The organism is Methylobacillus pratensis, from assembly GCF_054072455.1.
This window is the reverse complement of record NZ_JBSUSR010000006.1, coordinates 109781-128889: the sequence shown is the minus strand read 5'-3', so window position 1 is coordinate 128889 and position 19109 is coordinate 109781. Positions and strand designations below refer to the sequence as shown.

General features: G+C 58.9%; 18 protein-coding genes. 9 read left to right on the top strand and 9 right to left on the bottom strand.

Annotation, left to right across the window (positions count from 1 at the left end; translation table 11 throughout):
* Window positions 1-70: 70 nt before the first annotated feature.
* Window positions 71-754 carry a ComF family protein gene (locus ACW4YW_RS12835; protein WP_457137913.1) on the top strand — a complete coding sequence of 228 codons (684 nt, stop codon included), beginning with the start codon at window positions 71-73 and terminating at the stop codon, window positions 752-754.
* A gap of 3 nt (window positions 755-757) precedes the next feature.
* A complete protein-coding gene (trmL, locus tag ACW4YW_RS12830) occupies window positions 758-1222 on the top strand; it encodes a tRNA (uridine(34)/cytosine(34)/5-carboxymethylaminomethyluridine(34)-2'-O)-methyltransferase TrmL (protein ID WP_457137912.1) in 465 nt (154 codons plus the stop codon).
* A gap of 132 nt (window positions 1223-1354) precedes the next feature.
* Here the strand turns inward: trmL and ACW4YW_RS12825 are convergent, their stop codons facing one another.
* From ACW4YW_RS12825 to ACW4YW_RS12805, 5 genes are all read right to left on the bottom strand, one after another.
* Window positions 1355-2344, bottom strand: a complete 990-nt coding sequence (locus tag ACW4YW_RS12825) for an NAD(P)H-dependent glycerol-3-phosphate dehydrogenase (protein ID WP_457137911.1) — start codon at window positions 2342-2344, stop codon at window positions 1355-1357.
* 34 nt (window positions 2345-2378) lie between these two features.
* A complete protein-coding gene (locus ACW4YW_RS12820; RefSeq protein ID WP_457137910.1) occupies window positions 2379-2789 on the bottom strand; it encodes an SH3 domain-containing protein in 411 nt (136 codons plus the stop codon).
* A gap of 19 nt (window positions 2790-2808) precedes the next feature.
* Window positions 2809-3282 carry a protein-export chaperone SecB gene (gene secB, locus ACW4YW_RS12815; protein ID WP_309566318.1) on the bottom strand — a complete coding sequence of 158 codons (474 nt, stop codon included), beginning with the start codon at window positions 3280-3282 and terminating at the stop codon, window positions 2809-2811.
* 135 nt (window positions 3283-3417) lie between these two features.
* Complete coding sequence (grxC, locus tag ACW4YW_RS12810; protein WP_407993020.1) at window positions 3418-3675, bottom strand: glutaredoxin 3; 258 nt, start codon at window positions 3673-3675, stop codon at window positions 3418-3420.
* Between the two features lie 3 nt (window positions 3676-3678).
* On the bottom strand, window positions 3679-4086 hold the full coding sequence (locus ACW4YW_RS12805; RefSeq protein ID WP_457137909.1) for a rhodanese-like domain-containing protein: 408 nt from the start codon (window positions 4084-4086) through the stop codon (window positions 3679-3681).
* Window positions 4087-4313: 227 nt separating this feature from the next.
* Between ACW4YW_RS12805 and gpmI the strand changes: the two genes are divergently transcribed.
* Entirely contained in the window at window positions 4314-5867 is a 1554-nt protein-coding gene (gene gpmI / locus ACW4YW_RS12800; RefSeq protein WP_457137908.1) for a 2,3-bisphosphoglycerate-independent phosphoglycerate mutase, read from the top strand.
* A 3-nt stretch (window positions 5868-5870) separates the two neighbouring features.
* Window positions 5871-7151 (top strand): murein hydrolase activator EnvC family protein, encoded by a 1281-nt coding sequence (locus ACW4YW_RS12795; protein ID WP_457137907.1) that lies wholly within the window; start codon window positions 5871-5873, stop codon window positions 7149-7151.
* Window positions 7152-7236: 85 nt separating this feature from the next.
* Here ACW4YW_RS12795 and ACW4YW_RS12790 read toward each other — a convergent pair whose 3' ends face one another.
* On the bottom strand, window positions 7237-7656 hold the full coding sequence (locus ACW4YW_RS12790) for a secondary thiamine-phosphate synthase enzyme YjbQ (protein ID WP_457137906.1): 420 nt from the start codon (window positions 7654-7656) through the stop codon (window positions 7237-7239).
* Window positions 7657-7858: 202 nt separating this feature from the next.
* Here ACW4YW_RS12790 and ACW4YW_RS12785 point away from each other — a divergent pair, with 202 nt between their 5' ends.
* Together ACW4YW_RS12785 and ACW4YW_RS12780 are read left to right on the top strand one after the other, a co-directional pair.
* Window positions 7859-8668 (top strand): PEP-CTERM sorting domain-containing protein, encoded by an 810-nt coding sequence (locus ACW4YW_RS12785; protein WP_457137905.1) that lies wholly within the window; start codon window positions 7859-7861, stop codon window positions 8666-8668.
* A 148-nt stretch (window positions 8669-8816) separates the two neighbouring features.
* Window positions 8817-10400 carry an AI-2E family transporter gene (locus ACW4YW_RS12780; protein ID WP_457137904.1) on the top strand — a complete coding sequence of 528 codons (1584 nt, stop codon included), beginning with the start codon at window positions 8817-8819 and terminating at the stop codon, window positions 10398-10400.
* Between the two features lie 60 nt (window positions 10401-10460).
* On the opposite strand, the gene ACW4YW_RS12775 is transcribed toward ACW4YW_RS12780, so the two are convergent.
* The 3 genes from ACW4YW_RS12775 to ACW4YW_RS12765 all read right to left on the bottom strand — a co-directional run bounded on the left by ACW4YW_RS12775 (window position 10461) and on the right by ACW4YW_RS12765 (window position 14381).
* Window positions 10461-10955 (bottom strand): hypothetical protein, encoded by a 495-nt coding sequence (locus tag ACW4YW_RS12775; protein ID WP_309566309.1) that lies wholly within the window; start codon window positions 10953-10955, stop codon window positions 10461-10463.
* A gap of 175 nt (window positions 10956-11130) precedes the next feature.
* The gene (clpB, locus tag ACW4YW_RS12770) at window positions 11131-13713 is read right to left on the bottom strand and encodes an ATP-dependent chaperone ClpB (RefSeq protein ID WP_457137903.1); all 2583 of its coding nucleotides are present in this window, start codon (window positions 13711-13713) and stop codon (window positions 11131-11133) included.
* 95 nt (window positions 13714-13808) lie between these two features.
* Window positions 13809-14381, bottom strand: a complete 573-nt coding sequence (locus tag ACW4YW_RS12765; protein ID WP_457137902.1) for a hypothetical protein — start codon at window positions 14379-14381, stop codon at window positions 13809-13811.
* 339 nt (window positions 14382-14720) lie between these two features.
* Here ACW4YW_RS12765 and ACW4YW_RS12760 point away from each other — a divergent pair, with 339 nt between their 5' ends.
* The 3 genes from ACW4YW_RS12760 to ACW4YW_RS12750 all read left to right on the top strand — a co-directional run bounded on the left by ACW4YW_RS12760 (window position 14721) and on the right by ACW4YW_RS12750 (window position 18917).
* Window positions 14721-16784 (top strand): TonB-dependent receptor, encoded by a 2064-nt coding sequence (locus ACW4YW_RS12760; protein ID WP_457137901.1) that lies wholly within the window; start codon window positions 14721-14723, stop codon window positions 16782-16784.
* 280 nt (window positions 16785-17064) lie between these two features.
* Window positions 17065-18369 carry an ATP-binding protein gene (locus ACW4YW_RS12755; protein WP_457137900.1) on the top strand — a complete coding sequence of 435 codons (1305 nt, stop codon included), beginning with the start codon at window positions 17065-17067 and terminating at the stop codon, window positions 18367-18369.
* Window positions 18366-18917: a response regulator transcription factor gene (locus ACW4YW_RS12750; protein WP_457137899.1), complete on the top strand. Its 552-nt coding sequence runs from the start codon at window positions 18366-18368 to the stop codon at window positions 18915-18917. Before ACW4YW_RS12755 ends, ACW4YW_RS12750 begins: the two co-directional genes overlap by 4 nt.
* Window positions 18918-19109: the final 192 nt, after the last annotated feature.

Below are 19109 nucleotides of genomic sequence, written 5' to 3'. Positions count from 1 at the left end.
AGCAAAATCGGGCATCAGGCATTACAATCCCTTTTCCGTCCATCTGCGCCCTCAAGGGCAAATCATCCCTATGGCAGGACTCGTGGAAATGCTGTTCCCTCAGTCATGCCTGCTTTGCTCAAGCTGGCAGGCAGGCCCGCTGGGCATATGCGTCGGTTGCCTGGACGATATGCCATGGCACATGGAAAACGCCTGCCCTCAATGTGCGCTGCCAAGCCGGGACAACATGCTGTGCGGGCAATGCCTGAAAACCCCGCCTGCGTTCGATGCCGCCCACAGCCTGTTTCAATACCGGTTTCCGCTATCGGCGGTGCTGCAGCAATACAAATACGGGCAATTGCTGTCCCTTGCCCGCACGATGGGGTTGCTGCTTGCCGAACATGTAGGCAGGCAATCGGCCGCCGACTGCATTATCCCGATGCCATTGCATCGCCGGCGCCTACAGGAACGCAGCTTCAACCAGTCTGCGGAGATTGCCAAGGTGGTCAGTGAACAATTGCATATTCCCCTCGCCTTGCAGGCATGCGCGCGTATCAAGCCGACGCCGCCGCAGGCGAGCCTGCCTTACAAGCAGCGCATCAAGAACATGCACGGCGCCTTCGAATGCCGGGCGGTATTGAAAGATATGCGCGTGATATTGCTGGATGACGTCATGACAACCGGCGCTAGCCTCGACGCGCTTGCAAAAACAGTGAAGGGTGCGGGCGCCAGCCATGTAGAATGCTGGGTGATCGCCCGTACCATTGCAGAATGAACCATGTTTGAAATCGTGTTATACCAGCCCGAAATTCCGCCCAACACCGGCAACATCATACGCCTATGCGCCAACAGCAACACCCGCCTGCACTTGGTCAAGCCTCTAGGGTTCCAGCTGGAGGACAAACAGCTCAAACGCGCGGGGCTGGATTACCATGAATATGCCAGCCTGGTCGTGCACGAAGACTGGGAAGCCTGCAAACAGGCGCTTGCTGGACGCAGGATGTTCGCGCTTACCACCAAGGGCAGCACCCGTCATAGCGATATTCGCTTCCTGCCTGGCGACGTGTTTGTGTTTGGCCCGGAAACACGCGGCCTGCCGGAAGAAATCCGCGCCGAGTTCAGCCCGCAGCACAGGGTCAGGTTGCCGATGATGCCGGAAAGCCGCAGCCTCAACCTGTCTAACTCGGCCGCCATCCTGCTGTACGAAGCCTGGCGCCAGCATGATTTCGCTGGCGCAGTCTAGCGCGGGATATCTGATGCTAGGTCAATAAGCCCAGGCATGCGGCTCGAGATAAAATCAATTCCCGCCTCATACCCATATAACAAAAAAGCACCATCGCTGGTGCTTTTAAAGATTGCGTTTTTGACGCCAACGCTATAGCGATTCGGACTTCTGCTCCCGGCTGAGCAGGTTCTCCATCGCTTGCCGCGGTGAACGGCCATGCGACAATACCTGGTCAACCTCCTGCGTAATCGGCATCTCAACTCCCAGCAGGCTGGCGCGCTTGACCACCTCGCGCGCGGTATGCACGCCTTCAGCCACGTGGCCCAGGGTCTTGAGGATTTCCTGCAGGGTCTGGCCGTTGGCAAGGCGCAGGCCCACCTCACGGTTACGCGAATATTGCCCGGTACAGGTCAGAATCAAGTCGCCTGCGCCGGTCAAGCCCATGAAGGTTTCCTTGGCGCCGCCCAAGGCCACGCCGAAGCGCGTCATTTCGGCCATGCCGCGCGTAATCAATGCGGCGCGGGCATTGTTGCCGCACTGCATGCCGTCGCTGATGCCTGCGGCAATTGCCAATACGTTCTTGAGCGCGCCGCCGACCGACACCCCGATGACATCGGTGCTGGTATAGACGCGGAAGTTGCCGCCATGCAGCATCGCGCCGGCCGTGGCGGCAAAATCCGCATCATTGGCGGCCAGGGTCACGGCAGTGGGTAATCCGCGCACCAGCTCCGCCGCGAAACTCGGCCCGGACAAGACGCCCCAGTGGCGGCTGTCGCCCAGCTCATCCTGCGCGACCTCATGCGGCAACTTGGCAGTGGCGGCCTCCAAGCCTTTGGAAGCCCAGACCACGGGGGCGGTAGCACCCAGCTGCTTGATATCCTTCAACGTATTACGGAAACCGTTGGTCGGCACCACCGAGACGATGAGGTCGGCACCATCCAACGCACGGCCGAGATCGCCTTCCACCGTGAGCTGGTCGCCGAACGCGAAGTCGCCGAGGTATTGCAGGTTGGCACGCGTCACCTGCATATCCATGATATGCGCCTGGTTGCGCGTCCAGAGTGAGACCTGGTGCTGGCGGCTGATTTGCAGGGCCAGTGCAGTACCCCAAGCGCCAGCGCCTAAAACTGAAATTTTCATAGTGGATTAATAGTGGACTATTTAACCAGCCGCATCAAAAGCCCCACAGGGAGGAAGCCAATATATAGCCCGTGATGCCGTCCCTATGCTTGACCTTGACCCAGCCATTGACCGGCGACTCCAGCATGTCGAGCACGACATCCTTGTCGGCCTTGCCCAGCAGTGCTGAGGCTGCATCCGCAGCCTGGCGTATGTCGGCCTGGCCGCCCTTGACCAGCACGGTACGTTTGTTTGCAAGCTGCTTGGCCTCGATCCAGTTGAGGCCGCCCTGCGCGTCACGTACTTTCAGCCAGTCTCCCAGGTTCACGATCACCTCGACGGGATAGCCTTGGCCAAGAATATATGTTCTCTTGCCCTGTGCGGAAGGGGCGTCGTACACCACCGCCTTGGGCACGGACACGGAACGGAATTCGACTGCTGATGCCAGGATAGGCATCAGCAGCATTGCGACAGCTAAAGACAGCTTAGTGTGTGGTTGCGCCATTCGCCTTGGCCTGCTCTTGTTTTTGCTGTGCATACAGCGCTTCAAAGTTGACAGGGTTGAGCAATACAGGTGGGAAACCTGCGCGCGTCACGATATCGGAGATGGTTTCGCGTGCGTATGGGAAAATGATGTTCGGGCAAGTCACGCCGAGGATGATGTCGATATTGTCCTGAGGCACGTTGCGAATCTGGAAAATACCGGCCTGGGCCACTTCCACCAGGAACACTGTCTTGTCGCCGAGCTTGGAAGTCACGGTCACGGTGACCACTACTTCGTAAATGCCGTCTTCCAGTTGGGCGGTGGCATTGCTCAACTCGATGGAAACCTGAGGCGCTTCGCGCTGAATGAAAATTTGCGGGGCATGCGGGATTTCCAGCGAGAGGTCCTTGACGTAGACCTTCTCGATACCGAATGCCGGTTGTTGCTCTTGTGCTGCTGCCTGTTCTTCTGCCATGTCTCTTCCCTTGACTTCGGGTTGCGCCAAGCGCGTCCCTACATATTAATAAAATTAAAAACCAAAAAGCGTCTAAAACTCAAGCCTGCCATTCTATCCGCTTCAGCCCAGGTTTTGTACTACAAAACCGTGACACTATTTCGCCAGCAACGGGTCCAGCTTGCCGGCCATATCGAGCGCACGCAGGTCATCGAACCCGCCCACATGCACATCGTCGATATAGATTTGCGGAACAGTGCGCCTGCCGGTCTGCTCCATCATTTTCAGCCTGAGCTCGGGCTCGAGGTCGACGCGCACCTTGTTGATCTGCTGCACGCCCTTGCTCAGCAGCAAGCGCTCGGCATTGATGCAGTAAGGGCAAGTGCCGGTGGTATACATGAGGATATTCGCCACGGCCTATCCTTTCACCAGCGGCAGCTTGGCGTCCTGCCAGGCCTTGACGCCGCCCTGCAATTGCTTAACCTGCTTGAATTCGTTTTTTGCCAGGATAACCGCCGCCTTGCCGGCGCGCACGCCGCTTTCGCAATACACCAGCACCGGCTTGTCCTTGAACTTGCTCAACTCCTTGAGGCGCTCGGGCAGCTGCGCCAATGGGATATGCTTGGCATCGGCGATATGGCCGGCCGCGAATTCGGCGTCGTCACGCACATCCAGCACCACGGCATGGGAACGGTTGATCAAGATCACCGCATCGCTGGCGCTGACGGCAGCCCCGGCCCCGCGCTTGATCGTCGGCAGCAGCAACATGATGCCGGAGCCTATTGCCAGCCCGATCCACAATGCGTTCTTTGCAAAAAAATCCACAGTCACCTCAAGATATGCCGAAAAGCATTATTGTACTCAAATTACCACCGCCGACAGGCGGCCATTTCAGACTAGATGATGCCGGCCGGGAAAAATTCAAGGCCGGATTGCAAAAAACTGAACAAAAACCATTCCTGGCGGATCAAATCGGCGATTAAACAAGCGTGATTGGCAAAAACTCTCTAAAATACAGGGCTATTTCTTGACTCACCGGAATCCTGACCGCAATGACTGTAACGCCTGCCTTACTCGTTATCCTTGATGGCTTCGGCTACCGTGAAGATAGCCACGACAATGCCATCGCCCTGGCCAATACGCCCAATATCGACCGCTTCTGGTCGCAGTACCCGCATACCCTGATCAACGCCTCCGAGACGTTCGTCGGCTTGCCCAGCGGTCAGATGGGCAATTCCGAAGTCGGCCACCTGAACATCGGCGCCGGACGCGTCGTGTTCCAGGATTTCGAGCGCATCAACCGCTCCATCGAATCGAGGGAGTTCTTCAGCAACCCCGTCCTGGTCGAGGCAGTCAACAAGGCCAAGGCCGGGCACAAAGCCGTGCATATCCTCGGCCTGGTATCCGACGGCGGCGTGCACAGCCACCAGGACCATATCCACGCCACGATTGAAATGGCTGTGAAAGCCGGCGTGGAAAAGGTGTATGTGCATGCCTTCCTCGACGGGCGCGACACCCCGCCGATCAGCGCCAAGCCATACCTGGAAAAACTTGAACAAGCCTGCGCCAGCATTGGCGGCGGCAAGATCGCCTCGATTTGCGGCCGTTTCTATGCCATGGACAGGGATAAGCGCTGGCCTCGCGTGGAAGCGGCCTACAACCTCATTACCGACGGACAGGGCGAGTTTGCCGCGGCTACCGCCCTGCAAGGCCTGGAAGCCGCCTATGCGCGCGGCGAGAAGGACGAGTTCGTCAAGGCCACCGCGATTGCGGCAGCCGGCGAGCAGCCCGTGACCCTGGAGGACGGCGACGTGGTGATCTTCGTCAACTTCCGTTCCGACCGTGCCCGCCAACTCACGCACGCCTTGCTCGACCCCGACTTCGAAGGCTTCAACCGCCGCCGCCAGCCCAAGCTGGCAGGCTTCTACACGCTGACCCTCTACGACAAGGCGGAAACCCGGGCTACGCCGATTTTCGCCCCGGTGGAAATCCGCAATACCTTCGGCGAATATGTCGCCCAGCACGGCTTGACACAATTACGCATTGCCGAGACCGAGAAATACCCGCACGTCACTTTCTTCTTCAATGGCGGCGAGGAACAAGTGTTCAACGGCGAAGACCGCATCCTGGTCCCTTCCCCCAAGGTGGCGACCTACGACTTGCAGCCCGAGATGAGCGCCTACGAAGTCACGGACAAGCTAGAAGCCGCCATCCTGAGCAAAAAATACGACGCCATCATCTGCAACTATGCCAATTGCGACATGGTGGGCCACTCCGGCGACCTCAACGCCTCGATCAAGGCCGTGGAAACCATAGACACCTGCATTGCCCGCATCGTCAAGGCAATGGAAAGCATAGGCGGGCAAATGATCATCACGGCTGACCACGGCAATGTCGAGCAGATGCGCGACTACGAGAACAACCAGCCCCATACCCAGCACACCACTAATCAGGTGCCGCTGTTCTTCATCGGCAAGCCTGCCACCCTGGCCGCCCCGGGCACCGGCTCGCTATGCGACCTGGCGCCGACGCTGCTAGCCATGATGGGACTCAAGCAGCCGCCTGAAATGACCGGTAAATCCCTGGTCGTTTTCCAGGCGGAATAGCGTATGCACGTGCGCTGGCTCAGCATGCTGCTTGCGAGCAGCCTTTCTGCCGCGCCAGCCGCATGGGCCGCCAAGAACGACCCGGAAAAGCCCAAGGCGGCGCTGGATGAAATCCACCAGCGCCTGGAATCGCTGAAGAAAGAGCTGGACAGCTCCAAGGAGGCGCACGCCGAGGCGGCCGACGCGCTCAAGAAGAGCGAAAAGGCCATCAGCGACGCCAACCGCAAACTGATTGAGCTCAAGCAGCAACAGCAGGAAAGCAGCCAGGCCTTGCAATCCCTGCAAAAACAGAAAGCTGCGCATGAGGCTGAGCTCAAGCAACAGCAGGCGCTGCTGAACCAGCAGTTCTACCAGCAATACCTGCACGGCAAACCCAACCAGGCCCAGGTGCTATTGCAGCAGCAGGACCCCAACGCCGCGGCACGCCAGTTGCATTACTTCGGCTACGTATCCCAGGCGCGCAAGGAACTGATGGACGCAGCCTCCGCCAACATTGCCAAGGTGGAAGCCCTCAACGCGGAAACCAGCAAGACCCTGGCGCAACTGGACGCGCTCCAGGAACAACAGGAAAAAGAGCGCACGGAACTGCAGCAGCAAAAGAGCCAGCGCGACAAGCTGGTCAAGCAGCTCTCCAGCAAGATTAGCGCGCAACGCAACGAGATCGACAAGCTCAAGCGCGACGAGCAGCGCCTGACGCAATTGATGGAAAAGCTCGCCAAGGCTGCGCGCGAACAAGCCGCGCGTGAAAAGGCTGCCCGCGAGAAAGCCCAACGCGAGTCCGCGCGCGATAAATCAAAGCAAGCCGCAGGCGCCGCCAACAAGTCCCCGGGCGGCAAGATCGTCGGCCGCAATGACACGTTGCCCAGCAATGCGTTTGACGGCACCAACTTCGCCTCGCTCAAGGGCAAGCTCAACCTGCCGGTACGCGGCGAGATCACCAACCGCTTCGGCAGCAGCCGCGCCGACACCGGCATTTCCTGGAAAGGCCTGTTCATCCGGGCCAACGAAGGCAGCGAGGTCAAATCCGTCGCCAGCGGCCAAGTCGTGTTCGCCGACTGGTTGCGCGGCTTTGGCAACCTCATCATCGTCGACCACGGCAGCGGCTACATGAGCTTGTACGGCAACAACCAGGCAGTGTTGAAGCAGGTCGGGGACAACGTCAAGGGCGGGGATACCATCGCCTCGGTCGGCAACAGCGGCGGCAATGAACAACACGGCGTTTACTTTGAGCTACGCCTCCAGAGCAAGCCCTTCGACCCGCTTAGCTGGAGCGTGGTGAAGTAAAAGCGCCGGCAGGCGCGGCTCAAACAAAGCTTATAAAACAGTATAACGAAACCATCCCAAAATCAGCGAGGCTTCCTGCCGCTGCTTATTCGCCGATCAAATGCAGCAACACCTTGCGCGTATGCGACATGCGCCGGTGCTCGTAGAGGAATATCCCCTGCCAGGTGCCCAGCGCGGCCTTGCCGTCCACGACCGGGATGGAGATGCTGGTCTGCGTCAATGCGGATCGCACATGCGCCGGCATGTCATCCGGCCCTTCGGCGGTATGGATGAACAGCGGGTCGCCATCAGGCACCAGGCGCTCGAAGAAGCTTTCCATATCCACCAACACGTCGGAATCGTAATTCTCATTGATGAGGATGCTGGCCGAAGTATGCTGGATGTACAGCGTCAGCAAACCCTGGCGGATGCCGGCCCCGCCTACCCACCGCGTCACGGCAGGCGTAATGTCATACAAGCGGCGCCCATTGGTATGTTGAACGATCTGGTGATGTTGCTGCTGCATGCAATGACTCCTGAGAGGCTTAGCCTGATGCCCGAAGTATAACGGCCGAGTGCGGCACTGAAAAATAAAGAACCGCCAAGCCCCAATTTTTTATAAAGACAACGGCAGTCCCAATAGTCCATTCGGACCATTCACAATGGTATATCAATATACTTTTACCGCGCCCATAATCATAGCCTCCATCACCCCTGGGAGAATCAAAATGAAAATGCGTTACTTGAGTGCCGTCGTCATGCTCGCAACCGCTATTCCCGCTTTGGCTGCCCCCACTACCATCAATTCCAGTGCCGTCGATATCACCTACGATCCGGATACGTTCCTGTTCGAAGTCGATGATGCGTATTACGGCTGGCAAACATTGGATAACAGTATTGCTTCAATATCCGGCGTTACCAATGGGGTTTCAATCAACTTTAATGGCTCTCTGTATGTCAGTGCGGACGGCGGGCGTTATTTTAGTTACGAAAGCTTTTCCGGCACCTTTTCCCTTCCGTTGTCCTTTACCGTACATCCCGGCCAGGTCATCGAAAGTTACTCCATCACCTATTCCGGCACTTATGACGCGTCAAACGGTAGCCTGGGTGCCGCCGGTGTGAGCGTTAACGGTTCCGGAGCATCATTTTACGGTTATGACGGGTATGGCTCCAGCTTCAGCGCAACCGGCATCATTCCCGGTGACGTTCCACCCACGATCGCTGGCTCTTTCGAAGCTTGGGCGGATTATACTTGGACGTCTGTTTATATGGGTCAGGTGTGGATTGACACCAGCTATTACGTACCAGGGCCATGTGACGAATATGGATTCTGTGAGCCTGATCAATTGGTAGAGGATGGCTATTGGGAGGATGTATATGAAGACCAAGGCGTCATAGGCACTGCGTCGCTCAACCTGCAATCCATTCAGGTGGTAGCCAATATTGCCGCCGTGCCGGAAGCAAGCTCCTATGCGATGCTGCTGGCAGGATTAGGCGTATTGAGCCTGGCTGCACGTCGTCGCCGCCCACGCAACTGATCCCCTGCAGTCAGGCTCGCTACCGTCCCGGCGCGGGCCTGACTGCTTGTTTGCGGCGGCGCAACTCCTGCTTGCTTCGCCGCTTGCCCTCTTGTGATCCGGCCGCCTCGGGATAGAATAGTCGGCAATACAAGCCCAGAGCCTTCCCATGTTACTCAGCCGTTTCCGCCACCCCGCCGTATCCCACCACCAGATTGTATTGCGCGAGGTGCCTTTGCTGGCAGGGCTCAGCAACCACGAGCTGGACACTCTGAACAACCTGCTGCACCAGCGCACCTATGTGCGGGATGAAATCATCTTCGACCCGCATGAGGAAGGTCAGGCCATTTACTTCATCCTCTCGGGGAAGCTGCGCGTATCGCTGGACGGGCAGATCATCGGCACCCTGGAGGCGGGGCAGTTTTTCGGGGAGCGGGCCTTGCTGGAGAACGTGCGCCGCAAAACCCAGATCCGCGCCTTGGAAGACTGCGTGCTTGCGGTACTGTTCCGTGACGACTTCCTGCATCTGCTGCATACGCATCCGCAGATCGCGGATACCATTTCCGAGCATTGCAGCCTGAGGCGCGTTCAATTTCCCGAAATTGAACGCGAAACCATCGACCAGCCCTTATTGGCAGACGAGCGGCATGGGCCCGGTCCGTTGGCCTGGGCAGGGATCATTGCCACCACCTGTTTGCTGTTGCTGATCTTCAAGAAAATCCTTTGGCTAGTGGTGCCTTTCCTGCTGGCGCTGATCCTCTATTACCTGCTCGCCCCGCTGGAGAAAAAGATGGTAGCCGCAGGCACGGGACGCGGGCTTGCCGCGGTGGCATTGAGCGGCGCGTTCCTGGTGGTGACCGTGGTCGGGCTGTTGTTGGTCTATCCCATGGTGGTTGCCAACGCGGCATCGTGGCAGACCGGCTTCGCGCATTACTCGGCCGGGGGAGCGGCCTTGGCGGAACAGGCACTGCAAGGCGTGCAGGAGAAGTTCAGCTTCCTGCAGACCGCCCATTTCGGCGACAATATCTCGAAGCAGATTACCGACGTCTCCGAGCACTTTTCCGACAAATATCTGGGCAAGATACTGAGCGGGCTCGCCACTTGGCTACCCTCCTTGCTGCTCACGCCGATCATTACCTTCTTCATGCTCAAGGATGGCGCCAATTTCAGGAAAATGCTCGGCGCCGCCGTACCTAACGCCTTTTTCGAGAAAACCCTTTACCTCATCCATGCGGTAGACCAGACCGCCAGGCTCTATTTTGTCGGCCTTATGAAGATGACGGTGATCGATACCATCCTGACGACATTGGGCTTGTGGGCGCTCGGCATATCATCTCCCTTGATGCTAGGCATGATCGTGGCCGTCCTGTGCTGGATACCCTACCTGGGACCCTTGCTGGGATTTGCCATCGTGGCGCTGGTCGCTTCCACCGACATGCCGGGCAACATCGGCGTGATCTACAGCCTGGCAGCCTTGTTCATCATGATCCGCATGCTGGACGATTTCTTCTTCCTGCCCGCTATCGTCGGACGCAGCCTGCGCATCCATCCGCTGCTCACCATCATGATGTTCCTGATCGGCGAGGCGATTGCAGGCGTGGCGGGCTTGATGCTGGTGATTCCTATCCTTGGCGTCGTCCGCATCCTGGGAGAGACCCTGGAAATCATCCTCAAGGATACCCGCCTGCAGGCCCGGCACCGCTATTCGGAGAAATTGCGCTGGCGCGCTGCCACGCGCGATATGGATCGCTGAATATATTTCTACTGGCAATAAAAAAGGGCTGGAAAACCAGCCCCAAGCTTGCGCTATTGCCTACCACCAGCCCCAGCGCGGGCCATAGTAGCCGCGCCAGTATGGGCCGTAACCAGGTCCCCAGAAGGGGTCGTAGAACCCGCGGTTGCGCCACTGGTATTCACGGCGCAGCTTTTCCTGCTCTATCACCTTTTCCTTCTCGCGCTTGTTCAGCTCTTCAGCAAAACCATCCCGCAATGCCTGCTCGCGGCTGCTGTAGATATAATCGAGCACCTTGGGGTCAACGCCCTGCTTGCTCAGCTCCAACGCCTTGGAAGGGGTCAAGTCGTAGCGCGAATTGCTTTCCTTGATTTTGGCAATGATTTCGTCAGGGCTGGTACCGGCCTTGGACAAACGCACCAGCTCGTCATAGGTAATGAACGGCGCAGGCTGCGGCAGGAGCTTCTCCAGCTCTTCAGCCGAAATACGCTGGATCTGCGGCTCCTTCTGCTGCTGGGTAGTCGCGCACCCTGCCAGTACCAAACTGCCCATCACGACAGCAACGATCAATCTCATCTCATCCTCCTGGCGCCTGCCAGATCACTCCAAACCCGCTTCAAAGGCCATGACAGGCCAAACTGCCTGTATGACCATGAACCGGCCGCCAAATTCCCAACCATTCATATTCTAGTGCAAAATTTTTCACTCTGATCATAAGAAACGGGGCAGGAATATTCCTGCCCCGTTATGGTCAAGCCTTGCTGAACACCATGCGCCCCCCCTTGAAGTCCACATGCACGGTATCCTTGGCGGCAAATGTGCCATTGAGGATCTCCTTGGCCAGCGGGTTCTCGATCTCGGACTGGATCGCACGCTTGAGCGGACGTGCGCCATACACAGGATCGAAACCGGCGTTGGCAATCTCGGCCATCGCGGCATCGCTGACGTCGAGCTGCATGTCCATCGCTCCCAGGCGCTTGGCCAGGCTCTGCAGCTGGATGCCGGCAATCGACTTCACGTGCGACTCGCCCAGCGCGTGGAACACCACGACCTCGTCGATGCGGTTGACGAACTCGGGCCTGAAATTGGATTTCACTTCGGCCATCACGGCAAGCTTGACGACTTGGTAGTCGTCGCCGCTCATGTTCTGGATCATCTGCGATCCCAGGTTGGACGTCATGATGATCACCGTATTCTTGAAGTCCACCGTACGGCCCTGGCCATCGGTCAGACGACCGTCGTCCAGCACCTGCAGCAGCACGTTGAACACGTCCGGATGCGCTTTTTCGACCTCGTCCAGCAAGATCACCGAGTAAGGCTTGCGGCGCACGGCCTCGGTCAGGTAGCCGCCCTCTTCGTAGCCGACGTAGCCCGGAGGCGCGCCGATCAGGCGCGCTACGGAATGCTTTTCCATGAACTCGCTCATGTCGATGCGGATCAGGTGGTCTTCCGAATCGAATAGGAAGCCTGCCAACGCCTTGGTAAGCTCGGTCTTGCCTACGCCGGTAGGGCCCAGGAACAGGAAGGAGCCATACGGCTTGTTGGGGTCGGACAAGCCTGAGCGCGAACGGCGGATCGCATCGCTGACCAGGCGCACCGCCTCGTCCTGCCCCACCACGCGCTCATGCAATTTGTCTTCCATATGCAGGAGCTTGTCGCGCTCGCCTTGCAGCATCTTGGAGACAGGGATGCCCGTCGCGCGCGACACCACCTCGGCGATTTCTTCCGCTCCGACCTGCGTGCGCAGTAGGCGGTGCTGCTTAGGCTCGCCTTCCTCGGCGCTGGCTGCCTGCTTGAGCTGGGTTTCCAGCTGCGGCAGCTTGCCGTATTGCAGCTCGGACACTTTCTGCCATTCGCCCTTGCGCGTGGCTTCTTCGATTTGCAGCTTGACCTTCTCGATCTCTTCCTTCAGGTGCTTGCTGCCCTGCACCTGGGCTTTTTCCGCCTTCCAGATTTCTTCCAGGTCGGCATACTCCTTCTCCAGGCGGCGAATTTCATCCTCGATCAGCGACAGGCGCTTTTGCGAGGCTTCGTCCTTCTCGCGGTGTACCGCTTCGCGCTCGATCTTGAGCTGGATCAAGCGGCGCTCAAGCTTGTCCAGCGCTTCCGGCTTGGAGTCGATTTCAATCTTGATACGCGACGCCGCCTCGTCGATCAGGTCGATGGCCTTGTCAGGCAGGAAGCGGTCGGTAATGTAGCGGTGGCTCAACTCGGCGGCGGCGACGATCGCGGGGTCGGTGATCTCCACGCCGTGGTGCACTTCATACTTTTCCTGCAAGCCTCGCAAAATGGCGATGGTTGCCTCGACCGAAGGCTCGTCCACCAGCACCTTCTGGAAGCGGCGCTCCAGCGCAGCATCCTTCTCGATGTATTTGCGATATTCGTCCAGCGTGGTCGCGCCTACGCAGTGCAATTCGCCGCGCGCGAGCGCCGGCTTGAGCATATTGCCGGCATCCATGGCGCCTTCCGCCTTGCCGGCGCCCACCATGGTGTGGATTTCATCGATGAAGACGATGGTCTGGCCTTCATCCTGCGCCAGTTCCTTCAATACGGCCTGCAAGCGCTCCTCGAACTCGCCCCGGTACTTGGCGCCCGCCAGCAGGCCCGCCATGTCCAGCACCAGCACGCGCTTGTTCTTGAGCGTTTCCGGCACCTCGCCATTGACGATGCGCTGTGCCAGGCCTTCCACGATCGCGGTCTTGCCCACGCCGGGCTCGCCGATCAATACCGGGTTGTTCTTGGTGCGGCGCTGCAATACCTGGATCGCACGCCGAATTTCATCGTCGCGCCCGATCACGGGGTCGAGCTTGCCGGAACGCGCGCGCTCGGTCAGGTCGACCGTGAACTTCTTCAGGGCCTCGCGGTTGCCTTCCGCCTCCTGGCTATTGACGGTATCGCTGCCGCGCACGGCGTTGACCGCCTGCTCCAGCGCCTGCTTGGTCAAGCCGTGGGTCTTCAGCAACCGGCCGGTCTCGCCCTTGTCGTCAGCCAGCGCGAGCAGGAACATCTCGCTCGCGATATACGCATCGTTGCGTTTCTGGGCGTTTCTGTCGGTGACGTTGAGGAGGTTGTTGAGCTCGCGCGAAATCGAGACGTCGCCGCTATTGCCCTGTACTTTCGGCAGCTTGTCGATCGCGGTCTGCAATCCGGCCCTGAGCGGCGCCAGGTTCGCCCCGGCGCGCGCGAGCAGCGATGCCGTGCCGCCGTCGTCCTGGTTGAGCAGGGCCAGCAGCAGGTGCGAAGCTTCGATGTGGGGATTGTCGTTGCCGACCGCGATGCTTTGCGCGTCAGCCAGGGCTTGCTGGAATTTTGTAGTCAGTTTGTCGAAACGCATGCTTGCCTTCCTTCAATGTATGTTTGGTTGACTACTACATGGTGACCATCCAGGATGAATTCAAGCGCCAGGCATTAACAAAATCCTACATTGCGCTAACGCCGGTCCCAAGTGCGGCCATCGTCCTCGGAAACCAGCTGGTGCAGCGCCGAAGTGCCGTCGCTGCGGATCTCCAGCCAGTTCAGGTTCACTTGGTTGTTGAGCGAGATCAATTCGATATGGCTGACATCGTCGGTGGACATCCGCTTGGGAGGTGACGACACCCACGCCGCGCCATCCATGCGCGCGTAGTAAACGCCCTTGTTCATGCGCATCCACACCAAATGCCAGCCCCAATTACCGCCGCGCACAATGGCGAGCAAGGGAAAATGACAACCCAGGCTGCGGCTGCCGTCATAGGTGACGCGCCTGATGCCTTGCAACCGCCCCTCGAGCGACGTGGCCATCACCAGGTCGCGCGTGCCGTCGGTGAAGGTGTGCTGCCAGAAAAACACGGGCTGCCCGTTCGCATCGCGCGTGCCCGCCACGCGGCAATTGCTCGGGATACGGTCCGCCAGCTGGCGCAGCTTGGCGTCCTCCTCATGGTTGACGACATCCAGCCCGATCTCTGCCGCGGCAGCCGAGCAAGCAATCAAAACCCCGATAATTCCAATAATCTTTTGTTTCATATTTCATTGACTCATGGAGAGCATGATGCAAATGATACGAGTGCGACAATCTGTCGCACTTCAGGGACAACATTTGTTGTTATTATCCGTGCATGATCCCTTTTAGGCAAAAGCACGCGCCGATTGCCCATGAGGCCTGCATCGCAGCATTATTCAACAGGCTTGCCGCGGCCCTGGCCCCATGTTCGATCCGCAAGGCATGGCCGGCCGTCCTTCCTGTCCCGGGCAGCAAGTATATGCCTTTGTCACGCAAAACGGCAGACCCCGGATCATTACCTTAATAGAGCAATGACGGTCGAATAACCCCCATTCCGACGACACCCCATCCAGGAGCATTTCATGCAGTATCGTTACCGTCTTGTCGCGCTGTCCGTGATGGCGGCATGCCACCACCAGGCATTGGCGGACCATGTCACGACGCAGGCCAGCAGCAACGACTCCACGATCACCATCGGCGGCATCGTCGTGACGGGCAACCGCACTTCCGCCCTGCCTGCCCGCAGCATCCTCTCCTCTGTCGACGTCATCGGCAAGGAGGCGATCGAAACCCAATCGGTACAGAACAGCTGGCAATTGTTTTCCCGCGCTCCCGGCGTACAACTGACCGAATACCGCATGGGCACCACGACAGGGAAATTCTCGTTCCGCGGCTTCAACGGCGAGGGCGAAGTCAATGCCGTCAAGTTGCTCATCGACGGCATCCCCAGCAACAGCAACGACGGCAACATGCCCTATCTCGATATGCTGATGCCGCTCGATATCGAGGCGATCGAAGTCGTACGCGGCACCAACGACCCGCGGTACGGCCTGCACAATATTGCGGGCAATGCCAATGTCGTCACCAGGATCGGCGGCAACTACGCAACGGCACGGGCCAGCTACGGCAGCTTCAATACGCGTGAACTGCAAACCGCCGTCGGCATCGAGAAAGACGGCTTCAGCCAGAATTACTTTGCGGCAGTGCAGGAGTATCACGGTTACCGCGACCATTCGGATTCCCGCAAGCATTCGGTGGCAGGCAAGTGGTTTTACGATTCCGAGGACGGCCGCTTCCGCACCGGCCTGATCGCACGCCATTACCGGCAGGACGCCCAGGAAGCCGGCTACCTGACCTATGCGCAATCGCGCGCCCACCCCCGGCAATCCATGCCGCACAATGCCGCTGACGGCGGAGAGCGCGAGCTCAACCAGCTCAGCCTGCATTTCGACTGGACCATCAACGATCACTGGTTCTGGTCCAACAAGGCCTACCTCAACACCATGGACGACCAACGCTGGGTGAGGTTTTCCGTCATGAACGCCAACCAGCAGGAACGCCTGCTCAGGGAGAACCATACCGGGGTACTATCCACCTTGACCTGGCGGCCCGAGGTGGACCACCTCGGCCTGCACAGCCTGGCCGTCGAAGGCGGCTTCAGCGCCGAATGGCAGAACAATGAAAACTACCGCTACACGACCAATGCCCGCAACCGGCTGGGCGCAACGCGCAACCAGCATTACGAGTTCGACACCTACGGCGTCTACCTGCAGGCGGTGATCCGCCCCACCACCAAACTCAAGATCGTGCCGGCCTATCGCGTGGACCGCGTGGACGGCGACTTCAAGAACCTGCTTGATGGCAGCAATGCCGATGCGCAGGACTACGGCGCCATCCGCCAGCCCAAGATCAGCGCGGTATATAGCCTGTCAGAGCATTACAGCGTCTATGGCAACTGGGGGCGCAGCTTCCAGGTCGGTATTGGCGCAGCCACCTATAAAACCAACCCGCTCGCGCCCGACCTCAAGCCCTCCATCAACGACGGCTGGGAGGTCGGCTTGAAATTCCAGCCTACGGACTGGATCGACGGGCGTATCGCGGCCTGGGAGCAGAAAGCCAGCAACGAGGCGCGCCGCATCCTGGGCAGCGCCAGCAATGATTCCGAGAACATCGGCCAGACCTTGCGCCAGGGCATCGATTTCCAGGCCAACCTACGCCCGACGGAAAAGCTGGATGTCTGGGCCAACCTGTCCGTACAGCGCTCGGAAATCACCAAGCCGGGCAACACCGAACTAGGCAACAAGGGCAACGAGATCGACCATGTGCCACGGCAGATTTACGGGCTGGGCGCGGATTACCGCATCCTGCCCACGCTCAAGCTTTCCGCATGGGGCAACGGGCAAGGCGATTACTACCTGGAGCGCTCCAACACCTGGGGCAAATATGGCGGCTATTTCCTCGTCAACCTGGGCGCTGCATGGCAAGTACGGAAAAACGTCAGCCTGGAACTGCAAGTACGCAACCTGGCGGACCGTTACTACGAATATGCCTACTATGACACTGACGAAAACAAAACCTATGAGCAAACCTTGCATTCACCTGGCGAAGGCCGCGGCATCTACGCCTCTGTCCGGCTGGATATCTAGCCCGCGCGCACGGGCCAGGCATGCCATCGGGATTGAAGCAAACTGCAGCGTACGGATAAAGAAAAAGGCTGGGCACCAGCAAGTACCCAGCCTCTGCGAAAAGGCCATCGGCCTTTAGACGAGGTATCCTCAATTGGATAAGGGAATATTAAATGCAGTGCCGGTGCCTGGGAATGCGACATGTTGTCGCAGCCTCTCGCACGCCAAGCAAGGCGCATTTGCGCGGATGCGGCATTCTGCCGCATGCATTGCCAAGCCCTGCCTAGGGTAGAATCGCCCCATGTCCTCACTTGCCTTTGCCACGAACCTGCGCCGCCTGCTGTGGCTGCGCGTCGTCATGATGGCCGCCCTGGCATTGGCCAGCCTAGTCGCCACCCGGGCATTCGACATCGCGCTGCCCACCTTCGAGGTCGCCAGCGCCATCGGCCTCATGCTGGCCGTCAACCTACTCAGCTGGCTGCGCCTGTGGCGCCAGGCACGCATCCATGAACTCGAGCTTCTGACACAGCTGTTGCTCGACATTGCCTTGCTCACCTGGCTGTTCTATGTCACGGGAGGCTACAGCAACCCTTTCGTCTGGATGTATCTGCTGCCGCTATCCGTGGCCGCCGTCGCGCTGCCATGGCGCTATACATGGCTGATCGCGGCGCTGGTCATTGCCGCCTACAGCCTGCTGATGTTCTGGTACGAGCCGCTGACCATTCATAGCACAGTGCATCACGGCGCTTCCTACCACGAGCATGACGAGGGCTTCAGCCTGCATTTGCTCGGCATGTGGGGCGGTTTCGTCGTCAGCGCGGTCGTCATTGCATTTTTCGTGGAGCGCATGGGACGCAACCTGCGCGAATATGACAAGCTGCTGGCCGAATCACGGGAAAAAGTGCTCGCGAGCGAACGCATGCTGGCAATCGGCACCCTGGCGACAGGCGCGGCGCACGAGCTCGGCACCCCGCTCTCCACCATGGCGGTGATTGCCCAGGAGCTGGTGCAGGAGCATCAGCACGACCCAGAGCTGTCCGGCTCGCTCACCCTGTTGCGCAGGCAAATCGACCGTTGCAAGGAAATCCTCTCATCCATCACCGCATCGGCGGGCATGATGCGCTCCGAAGCCGCCTCCTCCATGCCTGCAGACACCTTCATCGGGCAAGTAACTGCACGCTGGAAGGAGATGCGCCCGGCCACGCCGATCAAGCTGGATATCCAGCTGCCGCAACCGAGCCCGGTGATTGTGGCCGACCTTGCCTTGGGCCAGGCGCTCACCAATCTGATCAACAATGCCGCCGACGCCTCGCCCGACGGCATCAGCCTGGCTGCCCGGGTGGAGCAGGATATCCTGGTCGTCGACATCCATGACCAAGGCAGCTTCCCGAGCGCGGACCGGCTCGCGTTGATGGGCAGGCCATTCCATAGCACCAAGCAGGACGCCGGCGGCTTGGGCCTGGGCATATTCCTGGCCAAGTCCGTGCTGGAAAAATTCGATGGCGAAGTCGCGTTCACACCCAGGGAACCCCAAGGTACGTTAACCCGGGTGCGCATTCCGTTGAAAACCCTCCAATTGCAGTCCACGCCGAAACACACGCCATGACACAAGAACCGCTTCAAGACCAACCGACAATGCTGCTGGTGGACGATGACGAGGTCTTCACGCAAGTCCTGGAAAGAGCCATGCAGAAACGGGGGTTCCTGGTGCAGGTCGCCCACAATGTGGCCGAGGCCATGGCCATCTATGTGGACGAAAGCCCGGAATACGCCGTCATCGACCTGCGCATGCCCGGGGATTCCGGGCTGGCGCTGGTCAGGCATTTGCATCAGCTGGACAACCAGACCCGCATCGTGGTGCTCACGGGCTATGCCAGCATTGCCACCGCCGTGGAGGCGGTCAAGCTGGGCGCGACGCACTACCTTGCCAAGCCTGCGGACGCCGACCAGGTGCTTGCCGCATTCGAGCGCACGGAAGGCGACGTCAACGCCCCCGTCCCCGAAAATGCGCTTTCGGTCAACCGCATGGAGTGGGAGCACATCCAGCGCGTGCTGCAGGAAAACGACGGCAACATTTCCGCCACTGCGCGCAGCCTCAACATGCACAGGCGCACCCTGCAGCGCAAGCTGAACAAGCACCCTGCCAGGAAATAGGAAATAACTCAGAATTCCCTAGCCCATTTGGACTAGTCCCTATCCACAAGCTCTTGCACAGCGTTTACAATCCCGGATTATTGCGTTTGCAAAGGGATATTTTGCTGTCCACATGCGGTGACGCGTGACACAAAAGCCCAGAATAAGGCAAAATATTGGTTTTCTTATCTACATCCCCTTAAAATCTTTAGC

What these genes read in the sequence shown, in the direction of transcription:
- ACW4YW_RS12765 (WP_457137902.1), bottom strand. Translation starts at nt 14,381, where the DNA reads ATGAAACAAAAGATTATTGGAATTATCGGGGTTTTGATTGCTTGCTCG.
- ACW4YW_RS12780 (WP_457137904.1), top strand. Translation starts at nt 8,817, where the DNA reads ATGTTACTCAGCCGTTTCCGCCACCCCGCCGTATCCCACCACCAGATT.
- ACW4YW_RS12775 (WP_309566309.1), bottom strand. Translation starts at nt 10,955, where the DNA reads ATGAGATTGATCGTTGCTGTCGTGATGGGCAGTTTGGTACTGGCAGGG.
- clpB (WP_457137903.1), bottom strand. Translation starts at nt 13,713, where the DNA reads ATGCGTTTCGACAAACTGACTACAAAATTCCAGCAAGCCCTGGCTGAC.
- ACW4YW_RS12760 (WP_457137901.1), top strand. Translation starts at nt 14,721, where the DNA reads ATGCAGTATCGTTACCGTCTTGTCGCGCTGTCCGTGATGGCGGCATGC.
- ACW4YW_RS12835 (WP_457137913.1), top strand. Translation starts at nt 71, where the DNA reads ATGGCAGGACTCGTGGAAATGCTGTTCCCTCAGTCATGCCTGCTTTGC.
- ACW4YW_RS12790 (WP_457137906.1), bottom strand. Translation starts at nt 7,656, where the DNA reads ATGCAGCAGCAACATCACCAGATCGTTCAACATACCAATGGGCGCCGC.
- trmL (WP_457137912.1), top strand. Translation starts at nt 758, where the DNA reads ATGTTTGAAATCGTGTTATACCAGCCCGAAATTCCGCCCAACACCGGC.
- ACW4YW_RS12820 (WP_457137910.1), bottom strand. Translation starts at nt 2,789, where the DNA reads ATGCTGCTGATGCCTATCCTGGCATCAGCAGTCGAATTCCGTTCCGTG.
- ACW4YW_RS12755 (WP_457137900.1), top strand. Translation starts at nt 17,065, where the DNA reads ATGTCCTCACTTGCCTTTGCCACGAACCTGCGCCGCCTGCTGTGGCTG.
- secB (WP_309566318.1), bottom strand. Translation starts at nt 3,282, where the DNA reads ATGGCAGAAGAACAGGCAGCAGCACAAGAGCAACAACCGGCATTCGGT.
- ACW4YW_RS12795 (WP_457137907.1), top strand. Translation starts at nt 5,871, where the DNA reads ATGCACGTGCGCTGGCTCAGCATGCTGCTTGCGAGCAGCCTTTCTGCC.
- ACW4YW_RS12750 (WP_457137899.1), top strand. Translation starts at nt 18,366, where the DNA reads ATGACACAAGAACCGCTTCAAGACCAACCGACAATGCTGCTGGTGGAC.
- gpmI (WP_457137908.1), top strand. Translation starts at nt 4,314, where the DNA reads ATGACTGTAACGCCTGCCTTACTCGTTATCCTTGATGGCTTCGGCTAC.
- ACW4YW_RS12825 (WP_457137911.1), bottom strand. Translation starts at nt 2,344, where the DNA reads ATGAAAATTTCAGTTTTAGGCGCTGGCGCTTGGGGTACTGCACTGGCC.
- ACW4YW_RS12785 (WP_457137905.1), top strand. Translation starts at nt 7,859, where the DNA reads ATGAAAATGCGTTACTTGAGTGCCGTCGTCATGCTCGCAACCGCTATT.